The following is an 18,515-nucleotide window of genomic DNA, read 5'->3' on the forward strand; positions in this document are numbered from 1 at the left end:
GCGCATAGTCCAAGCCGGGCGCGGCGGGCCGCCGCCATCGAGCTGCGCTCAGGCGCGCACCGCCGCCACCGCTTTGACGAGCAGGTCGCGCGCGCGCTGGGTGTCGACGGGGGCGACGGGCTGATCCGGAATCACCAGGGGGTTGGCGATGACGATCACCTGGTAGTCGCCGAATGCGGCCGAATAGTCGTACAGCTCACCGGTGCGGGGACCGCCCGGCGTCAGCGCCTGCATGACGCGATGCACACCCAGCGTGCGGGTGCGCTCGATCTGCGGCGCCTCGACCACCTGAACGCCGCCGCGCAGCTGCGGGCCGGCGAAGGTCACCTTCGCGCAGCCCTTCCCGGGATCGTTGAGGGGCAACGCTTTTGAGGTCTCCAGCGCGATCACCACGAACCGGTTGCCGCGGCCCTCGGCGGTGACCGCGGACATGTTGCCCTGCAGATCGGCCGGCATGTCCGGCCCCGCCGCCACTTTCGCGCAGTTCGCGGGGTCGAACGTCAACCCGTCGGGCAGTTTGCGGCCGGCCAGCAGCTTGGGGTCGATTCCCCGTTCGCTGATGTCGCTGACCTTGTAGTCGGGTCCGAAGCTGGACTTCACGTCGACGACCTTGTTGATGTCGACCTTCGCCGGGTGGGTGGGCGATGAGCAGCCGGCCAAAACGCAGACGGCCGCGACCGCGAGCACCATCTTGGACATCGTGGCCAATCTACCCAAGCGGACAACTCAGCTGCGCAACGTGGACACCGTTTTGGTGAGCAGATCCGCGGCGAATTGCGGCGGCAGCACAGGAAGCGCCGAGCCGGGATCGGTGGCCAGCGTGGTGAACGCGTAGTAGCTGCCCAGGTAGGCGGTGAAAGTGTAGATGCGAGAATCTATTTCGGTGCCGGACTCGACCGATGACTTAACGTCGGCCACCATGCCGACGGTTTGGACGCCTTCGACGTGCGGCGCGTCGGTGAGGTGGACATGCACGACGGTGTTCCCGGCGGTCTCCGACCACTGGGCGCACGCCGCGACCAGCTCGTCGGGGAAATCGACCGGTCCCGGCAAAGCCACCACCACCGCGTTGACGATGCCGCCACTGCCTGAGCCCGACACGCCCTGCGCCGATTGGTCGCGCCCGTTTCCGGGGTCGGCCAGCGTCCCGCACCTGGCCGGCTTGGCCTGCAGATCGTCCCCGAGGGTCCAGATCACCCTCGGGGAGGCCGCGCTGGGGATTCCGGTGGTCACTTCGTAACCGGGCGGCAGGTCGCGAACGACCCGTTTGATGTTGGCTGGATTGACGGCCGCGGTGGTGCTCGGCGGCGATTTCGCCGCAACGGGCGGCGGTTTGGGCGCGGGTGGGTGAGCGCACCCGGCGACGGCCAACGCGAGCGCTGTGGTCACCGCCGGGCCAATCCCGAACGGCCGCATGAGGAGTTGATAGCACAGCAGAACGCCATACCGGCTGCCCCACGCCAGCGCCGGGTCCGGTAGGAATTACCAAACGTGCTAGCGCATGCGCCAGCGGATTTGGAAGTCACCTCATGGTCCGGAGACAGGCGCGCGGTCAAAGCACTCCGTCGTTTAGCCGACGGCCTCGATCACCTGGCGGGCGACGCGCTTGATCTGCTCGGCCTCGTCACGCCGGAACGGCAGGTGACGCGGATGGGGCACGTCGATCACGGTGGTGATGACGCCGATGTCCTCACGTTGCCAGACGGCGCCATAGCGATCCATGATCGCACGCATCGGCCCGTTGTCGGAAAGCATTCGCGCCGAGAACCTTTCGATGCCGTCCACGTCGGCGGCGATGGCCAGCGCGCTGATCAAATAGGTGCCGATGCCGCGGCCCTGGTAGGCGTCGGCGACGGTGAAGGCGATCTCGGCGACCGTCGGGTCGTTGGCGTCGCGGACGAAGCGCGCGTCGGCCACCGGGTCACTGCCGTCCGTGACCACCCACACGAAGTGATCGACGTAGTCGACCTCCGACAGGTAGTGCATCAAAGCCGGGGTCGGCAGACGCGGGGTCATGAAGCGCCGATACAGCGTGTCGCTCGAGAAGTAGATGTGGCCGTGCACGGTGCGTTCGCTGTCACCGGGCAGCACCGGGCGCAGCAGGAGCAGCGTGCCGTCCCGAACGCGGATCGGGATCGGCGTGATGAACGCGGCGAGACGCTGGCGCACGGTGCGCAGCAGCCGCGGCGTGATGCCGGGGATGTGCGCCAAGCTGGCGAAGGCTCGGGTGTCACCGATCCAACCGGTCAGCGGTTCGGCGGTGGTCACCGTCGCGGTGCGGGGGATGTCGCGCAGCAGGGCGATCTCGCCGACGATCATGCCCGGGGACGCGTGCTCGACGATCACGACACCGTCGTCGCCGACGTGCTTGATCTCGGCGGTACCCGAGGAGATCAGCAGAAAGGAGACGGCCTGCTCACCCTGGCGCATCAGCACCTGGCCGGGCGCGGCGCGCAGGGGCTGCAGGCGGCCCGCCAGCGGGGCGAGGTCTTCGGCCGGACATCCCTGGAAGATGTCCATCGTCGCCAGCTCGTCCACCCGGGCGCCGGTCAGTCCGGCCACCGCTACGGACCGCCGCCCGCAGCACCGCGACACCACTGGGTGCGTCGCGGTGATGCCATGACCTGCCCGCCTGCTTGCCGTCGTCTACCGCGCCGGCCCGAGGAACCCGGCTGCGGTCGGATGTTGCCCAGGTTATGAGCCGGTGGCGGCCGCGGCAAGGATGCGCGGTGTTCACGAACCGACCTAAAGCGCCGCCCGGGCGCTCAAGACCAGTTGCACCGCGGCGGCCAGGTCGTCGACCACGAAGTCGGCATCGACGGTCGGGTGGCCACCCGGGCGCAGCAGAATGGTCGCCGTCCCCGCCGTCCGGCCCGCCACCATGTCGGTGTCGCCGTCGCCGATCATGACCGACTCGGCCAGCTCGAAACCGTGCTCTTGCGCCGCGCGCACCAACATCCCGGCGAGGGGCTTGCGGCACTCACAGCTGTTCGCCGCGTGCGGACAGTGGTAGACGGCATCAAGCCGGGCGCCGTCGTTCGCCAGCAGTCGGTGCAGCCGCTGCTGGATGATCGTGAAACACCCTGGCTCGGCGGGCGTTTCCGAGAGCCAGCGCTGGTTGGTCACCAGCACCGTCCGCAGACCGGCGGCGTTGAGGGCGGCCACCGCCTTGGCCGCACCCGGCAGCAGCACCAACTCGTCCGGCGATCGGACGTACTCGCCGTCGGCGGCCTTGACGTTGATGGTGCCGTCCCGGTCCAGAAAGACGGTGCGCACGTTGCGCAGATCGGGTGCGGCCATCGTCGACGTCAGGAGGGCCTGGGAAACAATGCCGCCTCGACCATTTCGCAGATGGAGTGGCCCAGATGCAGGCACGCTTCCTGAATTCGCCCGGTGTCGTGGCTGGGCACCCGGATGCAGACTTCAGCGACGTCGGCAACCTTACCGCCGTGCGCGCCGGTGAGCGTGACGGTCGTCATCCCCGCCTGGCCGGCGACCTCGAGCGCACGAACGACGTTGGGCGAGTTGCCCGATGTCGTCAGCCCGACCACCACGTCGCCGGGGCGCCCGGCGGCGAGGACCTGGCGGGCGAACACCTCGTCGTAGGAGTAGTCGTTGCCGATCGCCGTCATGGCCGCCGTGGAGTCGGGAAGGCTGATCGCCGCCAGCCCGGGACGGTCAAAAGCGAAGCGGCCCATCAGTTCGGCCGCCAAATGTCCGGCGTCTTGCGCAGAACCGCCGTTGCCGAAGAAGATCACCTTCCCGCCGGCGCGCAGCGAGGCGATGATCACCCGCGCCACCTCGACGGTCCGTGCGGCGAAGTCGCCCTGCTGCATTTGTTGCTTGACCGCGATGGTCTCGGCCAGTCGCCGCTGGACCAGCTCGACGCTCGGTGACACGACGTCCGGCCCGGTCATGCCGACCATGTTGTCAATCCCTTGCTCTCAAAGGCGAATTCGGTGACGGTGGCCCCGGCGCCCTCGAGGGCCTCGATGAGACGGTGTTTCTTGGCGAAGTCGCAGAACAGCAGGATGTATCCCCCGCCGCCGGCGCCGGTGAGCTTGCCGCCCAGCGCCCCGTTCTTGAGCGCGAGATCGTAGAGGTCGTCGATGCGCTCGTTGGTGATGTAGGGCGACATCCGTTTCTTGTGGGTCCACGCCTCGCCGAGCAACGCACCGAAATCGTTGAGCTTGCCGGTCAGCAACGCCGCCTTCATCGCCACCGCCAGTTCCTTCTGGGCCCGAAGGCCGGCCAGGGTGTCATCGGAACCCGTTGTGGCGCGCCGGGTTTGGTCCTCGATTACCCGCGCGGAGTCACGGGTGATGCCGGTGTAGCACAGCAGCAGGCTCAGTTCGAGCTCGAAGGCGGTCTCGTCCCGAATCCGCAGGGGATTGACGATCACGCGGTCGGTGAACTCGATGAAGTTGAATCCGCCGAACGTCGCGGCGTACATGTCCTGCATGCCGCCCGCGATGCCCAGGTCTTCCCGCTCGATGGCACACGCCAGTTGGGCGGTCTCGTATTCGCCCATCGGGACCCGGTAATGCTCGGCCAGTAGGCCGGTCAGGGCGACCATCATCGTCGACGACGACCCCAGCCCGGAGCCGGGCGGTGCGCTGGAACGCAGCACCAGGTCGTAGCCGTCCGTGCCGTCGCGGCCGAATCTGCGCACCGCGGCCTTGATCAGATCGAGGCTGCCGTCGTAGAGGATTTCGCTGTCGAGCGTCATCTCGTGGGTGGTCTTGAAGTCCACCGATTCGATGCTGACCCGGCGGTCGGTGCGGGGCACCAGCGATCCCTGGGCGTAGCGGTCGATGGTCGCCGAAAGGACGCAGCCGCCTTCGGTCGTCGGGAATGGCGGCACGTCGGTGCCGCCTCCGGCGAACGAGATCCGCAGCGGCGCTCGTGCGCGGATTCGGGGACGTGTCATGGGGATTGGCTCGCCAAGTGCTAATCCCATCATCTGGGGTCAGTGAAGCGTGGCCAGCCTAACAGGCTGACCAGCACGGTCGCCGTGTTTTCAGGCGATCCTTTGACTCGGCTTCAGCACGAAATCCACCACGATACTGGCCATGTCGTCGATCGCGTGGCGGGCGATGACTTCATAGCCGTGGGTGCTCAGCGTCGGCAGGCACAGCAGGCCGGCGCGCGCGGTCAGCCCGTAGGCCTTAGCATGCGAGGCGTCGGATTCGAAGGCGCCCAGCGCGGCAGGCTGAGGCGACAGATCCAGATCTGTTGCGACCTTCATCAGCCGGTCGGCGACTTCTTTATCGTAGATGCACAACGCGTCCATGTAGCCGATGATCGGACCGCCGGTGACGCTGGTGTTGTATTCGCGTTCGGTGGGGCCGACCTCGAGGGCCAAGGTGAGGTCGCCGGGCAGGTGAGCGCTGGCGTAGGTGCCGCCGACGCCACCGATCTCTTCGTTGGTGGTGAACACGATGTAGACGTCGTCGGCGGGCCGTTGCCCGCGCTCACGCAGCAGCCGCGCGGCCCGCAACAGCGCGGTCACCGCGGCGCGGTCGTCGAGGAAGTAGGCGCCGACGTAGTCTCCCATCTCGACCAGATCCCTCTTGCTGCGGTCCACGCACACCCGGGTGCCGGCGTGCACTCCGGCGTTGGCCAATTCGGCTGAGCTGCGGCCGGTGAAGACGTACACGTGCTGCCAGTCCAGCGCTCGGTCACCCTGATCGGGTTTGGTCTCCCAGATCCGCGGGCTCTCAATGGTGGTGTGCTCGGAGCCGAGAGTCAGTACGGCGGTGAGGGTTTCGTTGTCACCGAGCACGGCGACCGGGCCCAGCCCGAAGTTGCCCGGGTACATCGTGCCCAGCTGCGACAGATGCAGTGTGCCATCGAGTTCTACGCGCTTGACGATCATGGATATTTCGTCCATGTGCGCCATCACCCGCGTTGCGGTGCCGGGTTCAGACGTCGTCCGGTGCCGGTGGTCGTGCGCGCCGGCATCGGTGGCTGAGGGGTCGGCGGCGATATATCCGATCAAGTTTCCGGCGTCGTCGGTCCACATGTCGTCGACGACCGGTTGCAACTCGCGGGCGCAGACGGCGCGGACCGCGTCCTCCTGGCCGGGCGGCCCGTAGGTCCCGACGAGTTCTTGCAGTAGGTCGTCGGTGGAATCGTGCGCCATGAGGTCCTCTCCGTCACTGGGTTCAGCAGACCAGTACCCGCGTTGGTCTGCCGCTACCCAACTGCCGAACGCGGCTACCTCCCTAGCCCAGCGCCACGCCCAGCTCCTGGGCGAACACCCTGATCATGTGTTGTACGGCGATTTCGTTGCGCCCGATGATCATGTGGTCGTGCTGGCCGTGCCGGACGCCCTCGCCGCACTGGGGCAGCATCGCGAAGTCCTCGTCGCGCACGGCCGCATGGACGCCTTCGAAGACCGCGTCGTACGCGGCCCTCATCTCGTCGTTGGTGGCCGGGATGCGGCCCATCCAACTGTGGCGGACCGTGCAGCGGGTCGGCTCACCCGCGGGCAACATGTCGATGATCTCCACGCCCACCGGGCTGTTGGCCAGGATCAGGTTCGGATACACCCAGTAGATCACCCCCATGTTCGCCACGGGGTCCAGCGACGCCGTGGGATCGGCGTCGACGTTGGTGATCCAGGTGAACGGAAAACCGATCCGGTGATGCTTGCCGAACTCGTCGTAGACCATCGTGTTGGCCAGGGTGTGCTGCCCGATGAGGCTCTCGCCGTGCACGTACGGGAAGTGGTAGCCCTCGGCGAACGCTTCCAGAGCGCCCTTCCATGACACGTCGGAGGCGAATTCGCGCTGGGTGTGGTAGCCGTAGGCCGCGTAGTTCCACAGCGCCAGTTCGGCGCCGAACTCGCCCAGGTGCGCGTCGAGGTCGATGGTCGCGTCGGCGGTCAGCACCGCCCAGATGAAGCCGTGTCGCTCCTCGGAGGGCAGCTCCACCAAGCCGTAGTCCTTGGGGTCCATCGAGTCGAAGCCGGCCTTGCCCGGGACGGTGAACAATTCGCCGGTATTGCGGTAGGTCCAGGCGTGATACGGGCAGACGAACCGCGAGGCGTTGCCCGAGCCGCAGGCCGGCATCGCGCCGCGGTGCCGGCAGTAGTTGAGCAAGACGTGGCTGGCGCCGGTGCGGTCGCGGGTGACCAGCAGCGAATCCCCCAGCACCGAGCGCACCACGTAGTCGTTTTTGTTCGGCACCTGCGCCGACGGGACGATGGCCAGCGGCACCCGACGCAAGATCTGCGATTCCTCAATCTCGGTGATCTTGGGGTCGCGGTAGTAGTGCAGCGGCACCCGCAATTCCCGCTCGGCCAGGTCGGTGGTCTTGTCCAGGGCATGACGCAGGCCGCGTCGCGTCAGCGTCTCGTCGGTGCCGCGCACCGGTCGGTCGATCGTCGTCACCCTGGCCTCCTCCTGCCCAATACTTCGGACCATACAATCACTACCATTTGTATTGTCAAGGCGGTGGCTCTATGTGTGCGACGATCACCCAATGCGCCGGCATGGCTGGTCGGGCGACATCCCGGCGGACGACGACGAGGCCGCCGCGCGCATCCTGACGGCGACGCGCGCCGCCATCGACGCGCGCGGGACCGTGAGCGTTTCCGAGGTCGCGGCGACGCTCGGCGTGACGCGGCAGACGATCTACCGGTACTTCCCCACCCATGAGGCACTGCTGGGTGCCACGGCCCTCGCCTCCGTCGACGGGTTCCTAAATCGCCTTGCGGCGCATCTGGGTTCGCTCACCGATCCCACCGAAGCGGTGGTCGAGGGCATCGCCTACACGTTCGAGCAACTCGCGCATGACAAGTACCTGAGTTTGGTATTCCAGCCCGGCAAGGCGAGCGCGTTCACCGCGGGGGTCACCTCGGACCAGGCCATCTCGTTCGGCCGGACGATCCTGCGACGATTCGATGTCGATTGGGCCGCAGCGGGATTCGCCGACCGCAGGCTCGACGAACTGGTCGAGGTCATGCTGCGGATGCTGCAGTCATTGATCGTGGATCCCGGCCGGCCGGCACGCACCGGACCGGAGCTCCGACGGTTCCTGGCGGACTGGATCGCGCCGTCGGTGCGCGCGCATGCCACCCGTTGACCGCTAGTTACCGGCCCGTGAATCGCGATTCGCGTTTGGCGGCGAAGGCGGCCCACCCTTCTTTTGCGACAGCGGAGCGAACCACCTCGAACGCTGAACCGACGGGAAGCCCGCTTGACGGTGCGGTCCGGCAGGAAAATGAGGGGGTGGGGGTGGCCCCTGTCGTGTTTACTCGCCGCCTTAAACAACCCAGCGCCCACTCTTGCTCTGGAGAACTTTGCGTCCGTAGTCCGTCGCAGTAGCTCCGACAGCCCTCGTCATCTATCAACGCGCCCAACCGCATTAACTCCGACGGTCACGCTCCGCCAGAACGGTAGGCGATTACAAACACCCATGTTGACTCGTTCGCATCGAGTAGGTCAGGGGTTCGATTCCCCTTAGCTCCACAACGTTTGGCCAGGTCACGGCTTGAGTGCTGTTAGCCGGCATCGGCGGCCGGAACGTGCCGCCGGTAGCAGTCTCGGCACACCAGAAATGTGAGGGGTTGCAGCGGCTAGCCGACGCAGCGACGAGGCTCATCTTCCCCCGAGTGGTCGCCGGAACCATTGCCTTAGCCGAGTTCTTCGAGCAGTTTGACTATTGCCTTCTGGGCATCTTTGGTGGTTAGCGGAGGCGTGGCGAACATTTCGGCGAGCATCATCGCTACCGGTGTTGTCCACAGCAGCATGCCTAAAGCGATGGCATGTTCACGGTCGGCCACGGTGTTCAGACGGGCGACCAACGCCGCCAGGGCCGTACCGAGACGTTGCATCTGTTGTCCACCAAGACTGCCGCGCAGGTCCTTGGCCGCAATGAGAATCTCCAAGCCTGCCATGGCCTTTGGGTTGGCGAATGCGTCCCACGTTGCCCGCACCAAGTGTTCGGTGTCCATTACCCGGTCAGGATCGGCCAGCACCTCAAGTGAGGCGACGAGGCGGTCAACGGCATCTTCTATGACCGCTGTCAGCAGACCGTCGCGATCCCCGAAGTGATGCTGAATGACGCCCCAACTCACGCCGGCGCGTTCAATGATGTGCCGAGCACTAGCCGCGGAGAAGCCTTCTTCGCGAACGCAGCGAACCGTCTCGTCGATCAGCAGTTCTCGGGTCCGGTCTCCGCGCTGTTGTCGACCAGCGACCGGGCGACGCGGAGCGGTGCGTCTGCTCGTTGTCACAGCCGCAATCCGCCCTGCTCACCGGGTTGCTTCATCAAAAATTAGCTTAAGGCACTCGTCGAAGTTCCCGGGTCGTCAGCACAGCGGGCGCTCGCCCTCGCGTTTACCGCTTAGCGACCCTTGCTACAAAAACATGGCGCATGCCATGCTTTTGGCATGCAGCTAACCGTTCCCGCTGAAAGCCAACTCCGTGACTGAGACGATCAGTGCCGACGACCGGCAGGTTTCCTCGGCGAAGCCCGGACTCTCGTCACTGCAGAAGTCGCTGTTCGGCGTTCTTGCGTTCTTCTTCGTCATCCACGTTGTGTTCTGGTACCTCGAATTTCATGCCGGGGTTTCGCACCTCGTCGCGTCGACCACGCTGGTCGCCTTCGTCGTGGGCTGTTTTGTGACCGCACTCGCGCTGCCGTGGCTACCGCTTCCCGGCCAACGTGACCGCACCAAGGCGGAACGGCTCAGTGCAATGGTCATCGTCTGGGTCTTTATTGCCCTGATCCCACGCTTCATCTGGGAACTACCGTGGCTTTTGTTCTTCGACCAAATCAAGACAGGCGTCCAGCACGGCGCGCTCTGGACGTACATGTGGGCGCCCATCCTGCTCGGCGGCGACGCCCGCTACCTCAATGGCGACCCGCTCATCGTCGTCCTTGAGTGGATCGCCTTCTTCATCGGACTCTTCGAGGCGTATGCGATGGTCCAGTTCTTCCGCAACGGCAAGCGGTTCACCAACACCCAACTCTCTTTCATCATGGGCGGGATGATCGTGGAGGTGACGCTGCCAGCGGTCTACTTCGGGGTAGAAATAGCCAACAACCTGCAAAGCATGACCAGCCCAGTCGAGATGTGGATCAAGTTCGTAGTCCTGAACCTGTTGTGGTGCACCATGCCATTCGTCGCCTATTTCTGGGGGGTTCGTAGGCTGGCCCACCAAAACCTCGCGGTGAAGTTCTAACCGTCGTCACCGCTTCGGCCGTTGACTCGGGCCGGTCAACCGCAAAAACCGATTTGATATCGAATACTTCACGTCACTTCTATTCACAAAGTCGGCAAATTTAACATCACGCGATGCAGGAATTGTCGGGAAATGTGCGCCTCCCGCGATCACGCACGATGCCCCGGCGCGACGTATTCCGTTACGCCCTCGCTATGTCTGTGCTGCCAGGGTTATATGCGGCATCGGCAAATGTCACCGTTCCTGCGACGGCGGCCGCCACTCCCAGATTGATCGACTTCGCCATGCGCCAAGTCCCAGCGGAGCAGATTCGAGCCGCCGGCTACTCCGGGGTCATCAACTACGTGTCGCTCTCGCGTCCCGGCTCGTCGATGGGCGCCAAGCCGATCACCCGCCATTACGCCGAGCAGCTGACCGCTGCTGGGCTGATGATCGTCAGCAATTACCAGTACGGCAAGCCGGGCGGGACGGCGCCATCGGACTTCAGGCGCGGGTTCGAGGGCGGCGTCTCCGACGCGCGCACCGCCTGGGCGCTGCATTCCGCGGCTGGCGGAGGTCAGAGTGCCCCGATTTTCTTCAGCATCGACGAGGACATAAACCACGACACCTGGAACAATCTGGCGCTCAAATGGTTTCGCGGAATCAATTCGGTACTGGGAGTGCAGCGCACCGGAGTCTACGGCGGTAGCGATGTCTGCAAATGGGCCGCCGACGACGGCGTCATCGGAAACTCACGGACCCCGGGCCACAGGTGGGCGTGGCAAACGCGGTCCTGGTCCCACGGGCGCATCGAGCCCACCGCGGTTCTCTACCAACGCGTGGTGAGTACGGCTTCGAATCCTGGCCCGGTAGTCGGGGGACTCGAAGTGGACGTCAACGACGTCCTTGCCGAGGATTGCGGTCAGTGGAACCTGCATCCCTGAGCCCGGTGCCATGGGGCCGCAACCCTGACGAGACCTTTCGGACCTTTGTGGGTGCTCACGCCCCAGCCCTTCATTCGTTTCCTGCCCTTCGTCGGTTGCCAGCGACTATCCGCCGCAACAGCGACGGCCGAAGAAATTCCATAGGTTGCCCGACGAGATGCATCTGTCTGAATATCGCTTCGGTGATTACTACGTCGGTGGCCGCCGCCGCATAAAGCTTGGCCATGGCGCGACTCGTCAACTTCTTTGGCTTCGACTGCCAACCATCCGACGGGACGATGGTGAAGTCGAAGAACCGATTCGCCCACCACATCTGCGACAACCTCTTGGCGGAGGCGCGAAAGAATCGAAGACTTAACTGATCACTGCCATCGGCCAAGCACCTTTGGAGCACCGCCGCTTGCAACGCCGCCGATGTCATACCTTGGCCGTACACGGGATTGAAGCCGCATACGGCATCGCCCATAACGAGTAAGCCCCGTGGAAACCGGGAGAGCTTGTCGTAACGCCGCCAAACGCTAACGGGATACCGCTGAGTGGACACCTCACCGATGGGCTCTCCAATGCGCAACGCCGCAGCGACGCGGTCCGGCAGGAACTTGCAAAGTGAGTCAAGCAACCCAGGCAGGTCGTTTGGTGTCTTCCGGCCGGCAAAACCGATCACCGTGGCGATCGCCGTCTCGTTTTCGTAGGCCAGCAACCCAGCCCCCTCCGGCCTGTCGAGGGTGGGAATATCCAACACCGCTCGCTCGGCAAGCGCCCCAGGTTGCAGGCGGAACAGCTGGCTTGAGTAGGTCAGGCCAATCGTGTACCTGCATTCAGGCGGCCGTTGATAACCGTTTGCCTCCAAGAACGCCGGTATACGGGCGGAGCGACCGGTAGCGTCGATGAGCAGGTCAGCCGTCAGCGCGAGTTCCTGGCCGGTCCGGTGCTCGACCACGCGCGCGCCCATGACCCGGCCATTAGAGTCGATCAGCGTCTCCGCCACGTCATGGCCATCTATGACCGTGACATTGGTAATCGTCCGGACCCGCCGTCGAATGACCCCTTCCAGCAGCGGCCGGCTGGCTAAAAACACGACCATGCCCTCTGACCGTGTGAACCGCCCCGATTGGCAAAAGACGACGTCACCGGCGCCTAGATGGAACAGGGCAGGGTCGTCGGGACTGTCAAGGATTATGGCGCCCGCCGCTTCGAGCTCATCCAAGAGACCCGGAAAAAACTCGACGATGTGTTGCGCTCCCCTGCTGAGCATTTGATGCAGGTGGTGACCTTGCGAAGCCCCTCGCCGCTGAAATGTGCCGTCGGGCAACTTGTCACGCTCGACCACGGTGACGGTGTCATAGAAATCTGAGAGCACCCTGGCCGCAAACAGGCCAGCGATACCCGCACCGCAGACCAATGCGTTTTCACCGCGCATTTAGCTGGTCCCCTCCCGCAAGAGTCCCTTACTAACGCCACACTCTCAGTGCACTCCACCGCTGTCTACCAACGGGCGAATCACATCTCCTTGAGACATCGCGCTGCTGACGTCACTGAGCGTCTTTATTAATCAGGCGGTAGACGGTGGCTCATCCGGCGTTCGCAACTCCGCTGACTTTGGTCATGCTCACCAATCCAGCGGGCCTTGCCGATAAGCTCATCGACGCCAGCACCGACTGATCGATGACCAAAATGACGCTGTTCTGCAAGGCCCAACAGCCCGGCCGAACACCACTCGGCGCAGTCCAGTAACCCAACAGCTCAGTCCACAGTTTCGAAAATAATCCATCGCAGAATTCGCGGGACGGTGCTCCCAATCCATGCGTAGCAGTCGGCGGTGAAGCGTGTGCATTGCCTATACCTAAAAATTGAGATTTATGGCTGACCACTGCGGGATGGCTGTTAAAGTGCGGTTCGGGCTGCCGTGAGGGCAACCGGATAACGATCACTCGTTGCCAGTTGTATTGCCGCCTGAGCTGAGAAGAGATCCCCGTGGATCAGGGTGGGAAGCCTAAAGAGGAATCCGTTCTAGTCGGCCATTCCGCCGGATCGGAAGAGCGGATTTGTCACATCGTGTCGGCGTTACGGTCTGCGGTGCCACGTGCAGCACGACCGTTCGGTGCGGGACGTGGTGGTGAGGCTGGCTACAAGTCGGCTGATGGGTTCTTCGCTGTTGTCGATGCCGATTCGTTTTTCGTCGCGTTGGCACTTTGTGGCGTCAATCCCGGCTTGGCGCACACGGTGTAACCGCCATGGCACGACCGATCCAGACCAACGCCCCGCGGACCCCGCCGTACAAGCTGGCCGGCGTGGCGACCCTGGTCGTCGGCGCGCTGGCTCTGGCCCTGGTCTACGGGCAGTTCCGGGGCAACTTCACCCCCAAGGCCGAGTTGACGATGTTGGCGTCGCGGGCGGGTTTGGTGATGGATCCGGGTTCGAAGGTGACGTATAACGGGGTGGAGATCGGCCGGGTGGGCTCGATCTCGGAGACGGTGCGTGATGGCAATCCCGCGGCGAAGTTCACGTTGCAGGTTTATCCGCGGTATTTGAAGCTGATTCCGTCGAATGTGCATGCCGATATCAAGGCGACGACGGTGTTCGGTGGCAAGTATGTGTCGTTGACGACACCGAAAAACCCGTCGCCGCAGCATATTTCGTCACGAACGGTGATCGACGCGCGCTCGGTGACCACCGAGATCAACACGCTGTTTCAGACCATCACCTCGATCGCGGAGAAGGTGGATCCGGTCAAGCTGAATCTGACGCTGAGCGCCGCGGCGCAGTCGCTGTCGGGGCTGGGCGAGAAGTTCGGCCAGTCGGTGGTCAACGCCAACATCTTGCTCGATGATGTGAATCCGCGGATGCCTCAGGCGCGCAAGGACATTCAAGGTTTGGCGGCGCTGGGTGACACCTACGCGAACGCGGCGCCGGACCTGTTCGACTTCTTGAACAACGCGGTGATCACCTCGCGCACCATCAACGCCCAGCAAAAGGATCTGGATCAGGCGTTGTTGTCGGCGGCCGGGTTCGGCAACACCGGTGCCGAGCTGTTCAACAAGGGCGGGCCGTATCTGGCGCGCGGCGCCGAAGACCTGGTGCCGACCGCGCAGCTGCTCGACACCTACAGCCCCGAGATCTTCTGCAGCATACGGAATTCTCACGACGTCGAGCCGAAGTTTGCCGCATTCGAGGGGGCCAACGGTTACTCGCTCACCGGCAACGGCAAGGTGCTGTCCGGGTTGGGGTTGGTCGCCAACCCCCTGTCGCTGGTCGCGGTCGCCGCGCTCACGATGGGGCTCGGCGGCGTCGCCGGCCTGGTCGGTGGCGCGCCGAACCCCTACGTCTGGCCGGAGAACCTGCCGCGGGTGAACGCGCGCGGCGGGCCCGGCGGGGCGCCGGGCTGCTGGCAGACCATCACCCGTCATCTATGGCCGGCACCGGCATTGGTGATGGACACCGGCAACAGCATCGTGCCGTACAACCACCTGGACACCGGATCGCCGTATGCGATCGAGTACGTCTGGGGACGCCAGGTCGGCGACAACACGATCAACCCATGAGCGCGGCGACCGGACGCCCGCAGCGTTTAGCGATCTAGCCCATTCCAGCCGCGGCCGCCAAGCTCTCGGTGAGTCGGATCGCCGCGGGCGCTGCATCGCAGTCCCGGTAGCCGCGCATCGGCGAGGCCGCAGCCGATTTCGTCAGACTGCCTCGGCCTCGACGTCTGCCGCGGACTGGCTGATCCTGGGATGCAGATGTCGCAACAGCTCCTCACCGGAGAACGGCATGCGGTCGGCCCCCTCCAGGAAATCAGACTGTATTGCTGAAACTTCGTAGACCAATCGGTTGTCCTTCGCTGCCTTCGGCTCGCGCAGTGACTTACGCTTCTTCAGACGCATCAGTTCGGGATGCATTTTCTTGCGCTGTGAGGCAGGGACCAGCGCACCACGGTTGAACCTCATGCCGAGACTGTCCGCGACCTCGCGGACCTGACCCGTCGTTAACCGGTAGCGCCAAGCGATTTGCGAAATCGTGTACCAACCCCGTGGCATCCGCCAGACCCAGGCCGCGACGGTAATCACCGTCAAGGCAATCGCCAAGGTAGCCTCAGGGTGGAACAGCTTCCCGGAAAACAGGGTCGACACGATCCCGACTACCAGCATGACGACGAGAGCCGAGACGAAGAAAATGTGAGTCGGGCTCACGCCGCCTCCCTGCGTTCCATCGAGTGTGTCCAACGGTCTCAGAACCGATTGACGGTGAAACCGCGACACGCCGGACGTCACCAGCTCGAAACCACCTCTTGCCAGTACGGGACGGTCGTTGCGCCGATTGCTCCGCCTGCCGCGGCGACGCCGGATGTGTACGCGCACTTGTTCTGCGGGGAGCTGGACGAGGTCGCCGGCGTCTCGACGCCGCAACGGACGGCTTCGAAAGCCCGGGGCTCAGCTACCGCTGACCTGGTCGAACGTTGTGGAGCTAAGGGGAATCGAACCCCTGACCTACTCGATGCGAACGAGTCGCGCTACCAACTGCGCCATAGCCCCTGATCGCTAAGCAGGCTACCAGTCGCGGCACCAACTACCGAACTGCCAGCACTACTCGCCGACGGCGCGCGGCAAGTCCCTGGGCCAACCGAAGGTCCGCATGGCCATCGCGTAGTCGAGGTGCTCGAACACGGGGTCCTCGTCGTCGATCTCGAGAACCACCGCGCCCGGGCGCCGCAACCGCGACGGGACCACGTCATAGTCGCGGTCGTAGGCATTCTCCACGCCGAGCCGCGCCCGCGCCATCCGCTTCATCCGGCGGTGGCGCACCCTCTCCTCGATGCGCGTCTGGCGCCGCAGGTAACCGAGGTACAGCAGGGTGATCGCGGTGGCGGTGCCGCACACCCACCACGCGCTCGGCGAGACCTTGAAGGCCGCGGTGGCCGAGCCGACCAGTACGACCGCCATCACCATCAGGACCTTCTTGCGGAAGGCGTACTTGCGGGCGCTGACGGCCGTGGCGGTCTTGTTGTCGAACCGGCGCCGCCGCGAGGCGTTGCGCGGCATCGGCGCCGGCGCCTCGGATTCGTCGGGCTCGTCGCCCTCGGCGGCGGGCTCCAGGCCGGACGAGTCCTCGACGTACTCGTAGCCGTCCTCGTCGGCATCGTCGGTTTTGGCGACGGCCTCGGTGTCGACCTCGCCGTCTTGGACGGGCTCGATGTCGGCGGTTTCGGCCTCGGCGGTTTCGGCCTCGGCGGCGGACGCGTTGGCCCCTGCCGGAAGGACGTGGGAATCCTCGACGACATCGACGTCGAGATAGTCGGGCTCGGTCGACTCGGCGACGGCCATTCTCATCACCACCGGGCGCCGGCGGCTCAGCTCGTCGGTCTCGGGGTCGTCGTCGGATTCGTGGTCATCGTCGTCGAGGTCGCGCTCGTCGTCGAGGTCGGTGTCGACCGAGTCTTCCGGCGGCGTCCAGTTGGGATCGCTGCGGTGTCCGGCGGCCGGGCCGCTGCGCTTGACCAGCCGGGAGTTGCCCCCGCCGTTGAGCACCCGGGTCGCCAGGGCCACGTCGCTGGTGCGCCGCACCGCGTCGCGTTTGCTGACGAGCATCGGCACCAAGACGAACAGCCATAGCACCACGAGCGATATCCACAACAATGACTGCGGGATGCTTGGCATGATGACCTGCTCTCTTCGGTGTCCATCCCCCGCGAAGCCACTGGTGGCCAACGCGGCCCGGTCGTACGACCAGCACAATTACACACCTGTAATTTGTCTCTCACAAGCACCATGAGTCACTCGTGTCGCGCTAGTCCCAGAATTGCAACGATTCGGACTCCCGGCGAGCCGCCACGGATCACTGAAGCGGACGACGGAAGCCGGCTGTTCTAGCGAGAGCCGGTCACACCCAGCCGGCGTTCCCGGCGCGGACCAGCGTCGAGACCACCGAACCGCTGACCTCTTCGACGGTGATGGCCATCAGCAGGTGATCGCGCCACGCCCTGTCGACCTCCAGGTAGCGCTGCAACAGGCCCTCCTGGCGGAACCCCACTTTCGCCAGCACGGCCCGGCTGGCGGCGTTTTCCGGACGCACGGTGGCCTCCACCCGGTGCAGCATGACCGGGCCGAAGCAGTGGTCGAGGCCCAGCGCCAGCGCCGCGGTGGCCACGCCGCCGCCGGTGGCCGACCGCGGCACCCAGTAGCCGATCCACGCCGACCGCAACGCGCCGTGGGTGACGTTGCCGATGGTCAGCTGGCCGCAGAACCGGCCGTCGAGTTCGATGACGTAGGGCAGCATGCGTCCCTGCCGCGCCTCGGCGCGCAGCCCGGAACACAGCGCCGGCCAAGCGGCCACCGCGTGCCGGGCCGTCCAGTCGCCCTCGGAACTGGGCTCCCACGGTTCCAGGTGCGCACGATCGGTCAGCCGGATGCGGCTCCACTGCGCGCCGTCGCGCAGCCGCACCGGCCGCAACCGGACGACGCCGGCCGGAACCCGAAGCGGCCCAACGCTCATCGGCCATCCTGGATGGCGGGAAGTGGAGCGCAACAGGTTCACCGTGCGTGCAGTCGTTTCGCTCAGCCGCGCTGGGCCAGGAAGGCGACATCGACGATCTCGCCGGTACGAACCTGCTCGGCGCCGCTGGGCACCACCACCAGACAGTTCGCTTCGGCCAGCGTGGCCAGCAGGTGCGACGAGGCTCCGGGCGCGCCGCCGAGCGCCTGCACCAGATACTCCCCGCTCTCCTGGTCGCGCATCAGCTGCCCGCGCAAAAACCCCTTGCGCCCGGCCACCGACGTGATGGGCGACAGCGTGCGCGCCTGCACGATCCGACGCATCGGCTGACGCTTGCCCAGCGACAACCGGATCAGCGGACGGACCATCACCTCGAACACCACCAGCGCGCTCACCGGGTTGGCCGGCAACAGGAACGTCGGAACGCCCTCCCGGCCCAGCTGCCCGAAACCCTGGATGGAGCCCGGATGCATGGCCACCCGCACGACCTCTATCTCGCCGAGCTCGGACAGCACCCGCCGCACCGCCTCGGCCGCGGCGCCCCCGACCGCGCCGGCGATCACGATCACCTCGGCGCGATTGATCTGGCCCTCGACGATCTCGCGGAGCTCGCGGGGGCCGCCGCCGACGATGCCAACGCGGTTGACCTCCGCGCCGGCGTCGCGGGCCGCAGCCGCCAGCGCATAGGAGTTGACGTCATAGACCTGCCCGTTGCCCGGGGTGCGCGAGATGTCGACCAGCTCGCCACCCAGCGCCATGATCGTCACCCGCGGGCGCGGGTGGACCAGCACCCGTTCGCGGCCGACCGCGGCCAGCAGCCCGACCTGCGCCGCACCGATGACCGTCCCGGAGCGCACCGCGACGTCACCGGGCTGGACGTCGTCGCCGGCGCGGCGCACGTAGGCGCCGG

Annotated in this window: 18 protein-coding genes and 1 tRNA gene; 4 read left to right on the top strand and 15 right to left on the bottom strand. The window is 65.4% G+C overall.

The window, feature by feature from the left end; all coding sequences use genetic code 11:
- Positions 1-48: 48 nt before the first annotated feature.
- The 8 genes from DQP58_RS20860 to DQP58_RS20895 all read right to left on the bottom strand — a co-directional run bounded on the left by DQP58_RS20860 (position 49) and on the right by DQP58_RS20895 (position 7,430).
- Complete coding sequence (locus tag DQP58_RS20860) at positions 49-699, bottom strand: DUF5642 family protein (RefSeq protein ID WP_112710110.1); 651 nt, start codon at positions 697-699, stop codon at positions 49-51.
- Positions 700-726: 27 nt separating this feature from the next.
- A complete protein-coding gene (locus DQP58_RS20865) occupies positions 727-1,416 on the bottom strand; it encodes a DUF5642 family protein (RefSeq protein WP_112710111.1) in 690 nt (229 codons plus the stop codon).
- Between the two features lie 153 nt (positions 1,417-1,569).
- On the bottom strand, positions 1,570-2,520 hold the full coding sequence (locus tag DQP58_RS20870; RefSeq protein WP_112710124.1) for a GNAT family N-acetyltransferase: 951 nt from the start codon (positions 2,518-2,520) through the stop codon (positions 1,570-1,572).
- A 225-nt stretch (positions 2,521-2,745) separates the two neighbouring features.
- Positions 2,746-3,300 carry a D-glycero-alpha-D-manno-heptose-1,7-bisphosphate 7-phosphatase gene (locus DQP58_RS20875; RefSeq protein WP_112710112.1) on the bottom strand — a complete coding sequence of 185 codons (555 nt, stop codon included), beginning with the start codon at positions 3,298-3,300 and terminating at the stop codon, positions 2,746-2,748.
- A gap of 8 nt (positions 3,301-3,308) precedes the next feature.
- On the bottom strand, positions 3,309-3,926 hold the full coding sequence (locus DQP58_RS20880) for a D-sedoheptulose-7-phosphate isomerase (protein WP_205869499.1): 618 nt from the start codon (positions 3,924-3,926) through the stop codon (positions 3,309-3,311).
- A complete protein-coding gene (locus DQP58_RS20885; RefSeq protein WP_112710113.1) occupies positions 3,914-4,930 on the bottom strand; it encodes a GHMP kinase in 1,017 nt (338 codons plus the stop codon). Before DQP58_RS20885 ends, DQP58_RS20880 begins: the two co-directional genes overlap by 13 nt.
- Before the next feature lie 90 nt (positions 4,931-5,020).
- Complete coding sequence (locus DQP58_RS20890) at positions 5,021-6,145, bottom strand: M20/M25/M40 family metallo-hydrolase (RefSeq protein WP_112710114.1); 1,125 nt, start codon at positions 6,143-6,145, stop codon at positions 5,021-5,023.
- Between the two features lie 82 nt (positions 6,146-6,227).
- The gene (locus DQP58_RS20895) at positions 6,228-7,430 is read right to left on the bottom strand and encodes an aromatic ring-hydroxylating oxygenase subunit alpha (protein ID WP_430916387.1); all 1,203 of its coding nucleotides are present in this window, start codon (positions 7,428-7,430) and stop codon (positions 6,228-6,230) included.
- Positions 7,431-7,488: 58 nt separating this feature from the next.
- On the opposite strand from DQP58_RS20895, the gene DQP58_RS20900 reads away from it, so the two are divergent.
- Positions 7,489-8,091: a TetR/AcrR family transcriptional regulator gene (locus DQP58_RS20900; protein ID WP_112710116.1), complete on the top strand. Its 603-nt coding sequence runs from the start codon at positions 7,489-7,491 to the stop codon at positions 8,089-8,091.
- A gap of 550 nt (positions 8,092-8,641) precedes the next feature.
- Here DQP58_RS20900 and DQP58_RS20905 read toward each other — a convergent pair.
- Complete coding sequence (locus DQP58_RS20905; protein ID WP_112710117.1) at positions 8,642-9,244, bottom strand: TetR/AcrR family transcriptional regulator; 603 nt, start codon at positions 9,242-9,244, stop codon at positions 8,642-8,644.
- Positions 9,245-9,434: 190 nt separating this feature from the next.
- On the opposite strand from DQP58_RS20905, the gene DQP58_RS20910 reads away from it, so the two are divergent.
- On the top strand, positions 9,435-10,196 hold the full coding sequence (locus DQP58_RS20910) for a hypothetical protein (protein ID WP_112710118.1): 762 nt from the start codon (positions 9,435-9,437) through the stop codon (positions 10,194-10,196).
- A 113-nt stretch (positions 10,197-10,309) separates the two neighbouring features.
- Complete coding sequence (locus tag DQP58_RS20915; protein WP_165827925.1) at positions 10,310-11,119, top strand: DUF1906 domain-containing protein; 810 nt, start codon at positions 10,310-10,312, stop codon at positions 11,117-11,119.
- Positions 11,120-11,189: 70 nt separating this feature from the next.
- Here DQP58_RS20915 and DQP58_RS20920 read toward each other — a convergent pair whose 3' ends face one another.
- Positions 11,190-12,539: an FAD-dependent oxidoreductase gene (locus DQP58_RS20920; RefSeq protein WP_133259411.1), complete on the bottom strand. Its 1,350-nt coding sequence runs from the start codon at positions 12,537-12,539 to the stop codon at positions 11,190-11,192.
- A gap of 814 nt (positions 12,540-13,353) precedes the next feature.
- On the opposite strand from DQP58_RS20920, the gene DQP58_RS20925 reads away from it, so the two are divergent.
- A complete protein-coding gene (locus DQP58_RS20925) occupies positions 13,354-14,661 on the top strand; it encodes an MCE family protein (protein WP_112710121.1) in 1,308 nt (435 codons plus the stop codon).
- 141 nt (positions 14,662-14,802) lie between these two features.
- Here DQP58_RS20925 and DQP58_RS20930 read toward each other — a convergent pair whose 3' ends face one another.
- The 5 genes from DQP58_RS20930 to DQP58_RS20950 all read right to left on the bottom strand — a co-directional run.
- Complete coding sequence (locus DQP58_RS20930) at positions 14,803-15,306, bottom strand: formate dehydrogenase (protein ID WP_240630012.1); 504 nt, start codon at positions 15,304-15,306, stop codon at positions 14,803-14,805.
- 269 nt (positions 15,307-15,575) lie between these two features.
- A tRNA-Ala gene (locus tag DQP58_RS20935) sits at positions 15,576-15,648 on the bottom strand.
- A 51-nt stretch (positions 15,649-15,699) separates the two neighbouring features.
- Positions 15,700-16,770 (bottom strand): divisome protein SepX/GlpR, encoded by a 1,071-nt coding sequence (gene sepX, locus DQP58_RS20940; protein ID WP_112710122.1) that lies wholly within the window; start codon positions 16,768-16,770, stop codon positions 15,700-15,702.
- A gap of 223 nt (positions 16,771-16,993) precedes the next feature.
- Entirely contained in the window at positions 16,994-17,647 is a 654-nt protein-coding gene (locus DQP58_RS20945; protein WP_205869500.1) for a GNAT family N-acetyltransferase, read from the bottom strand.
- Positions 17,648-17,667: 20 nt separating this feature from the next.
- The coding region (locus DQP58_RS20950; protein WP_133259412.1) for a molybdopterin molybdotransferase MoeA at positions 17,668-18,515 on the bottom strand (848 nt) is incomplete at its 5' end.

The sequence above is a fragment of the Mycobacterium colombiense genome, from assembly GCF_003284975.1.
Classification (GTDB): domain Bacteria; phylum Actinomycetota; class Actinomycetes; order Mycobacteriales; family Mycobacteriaceae; genus Mycobacterium; species Mycobacterium europaeum_A.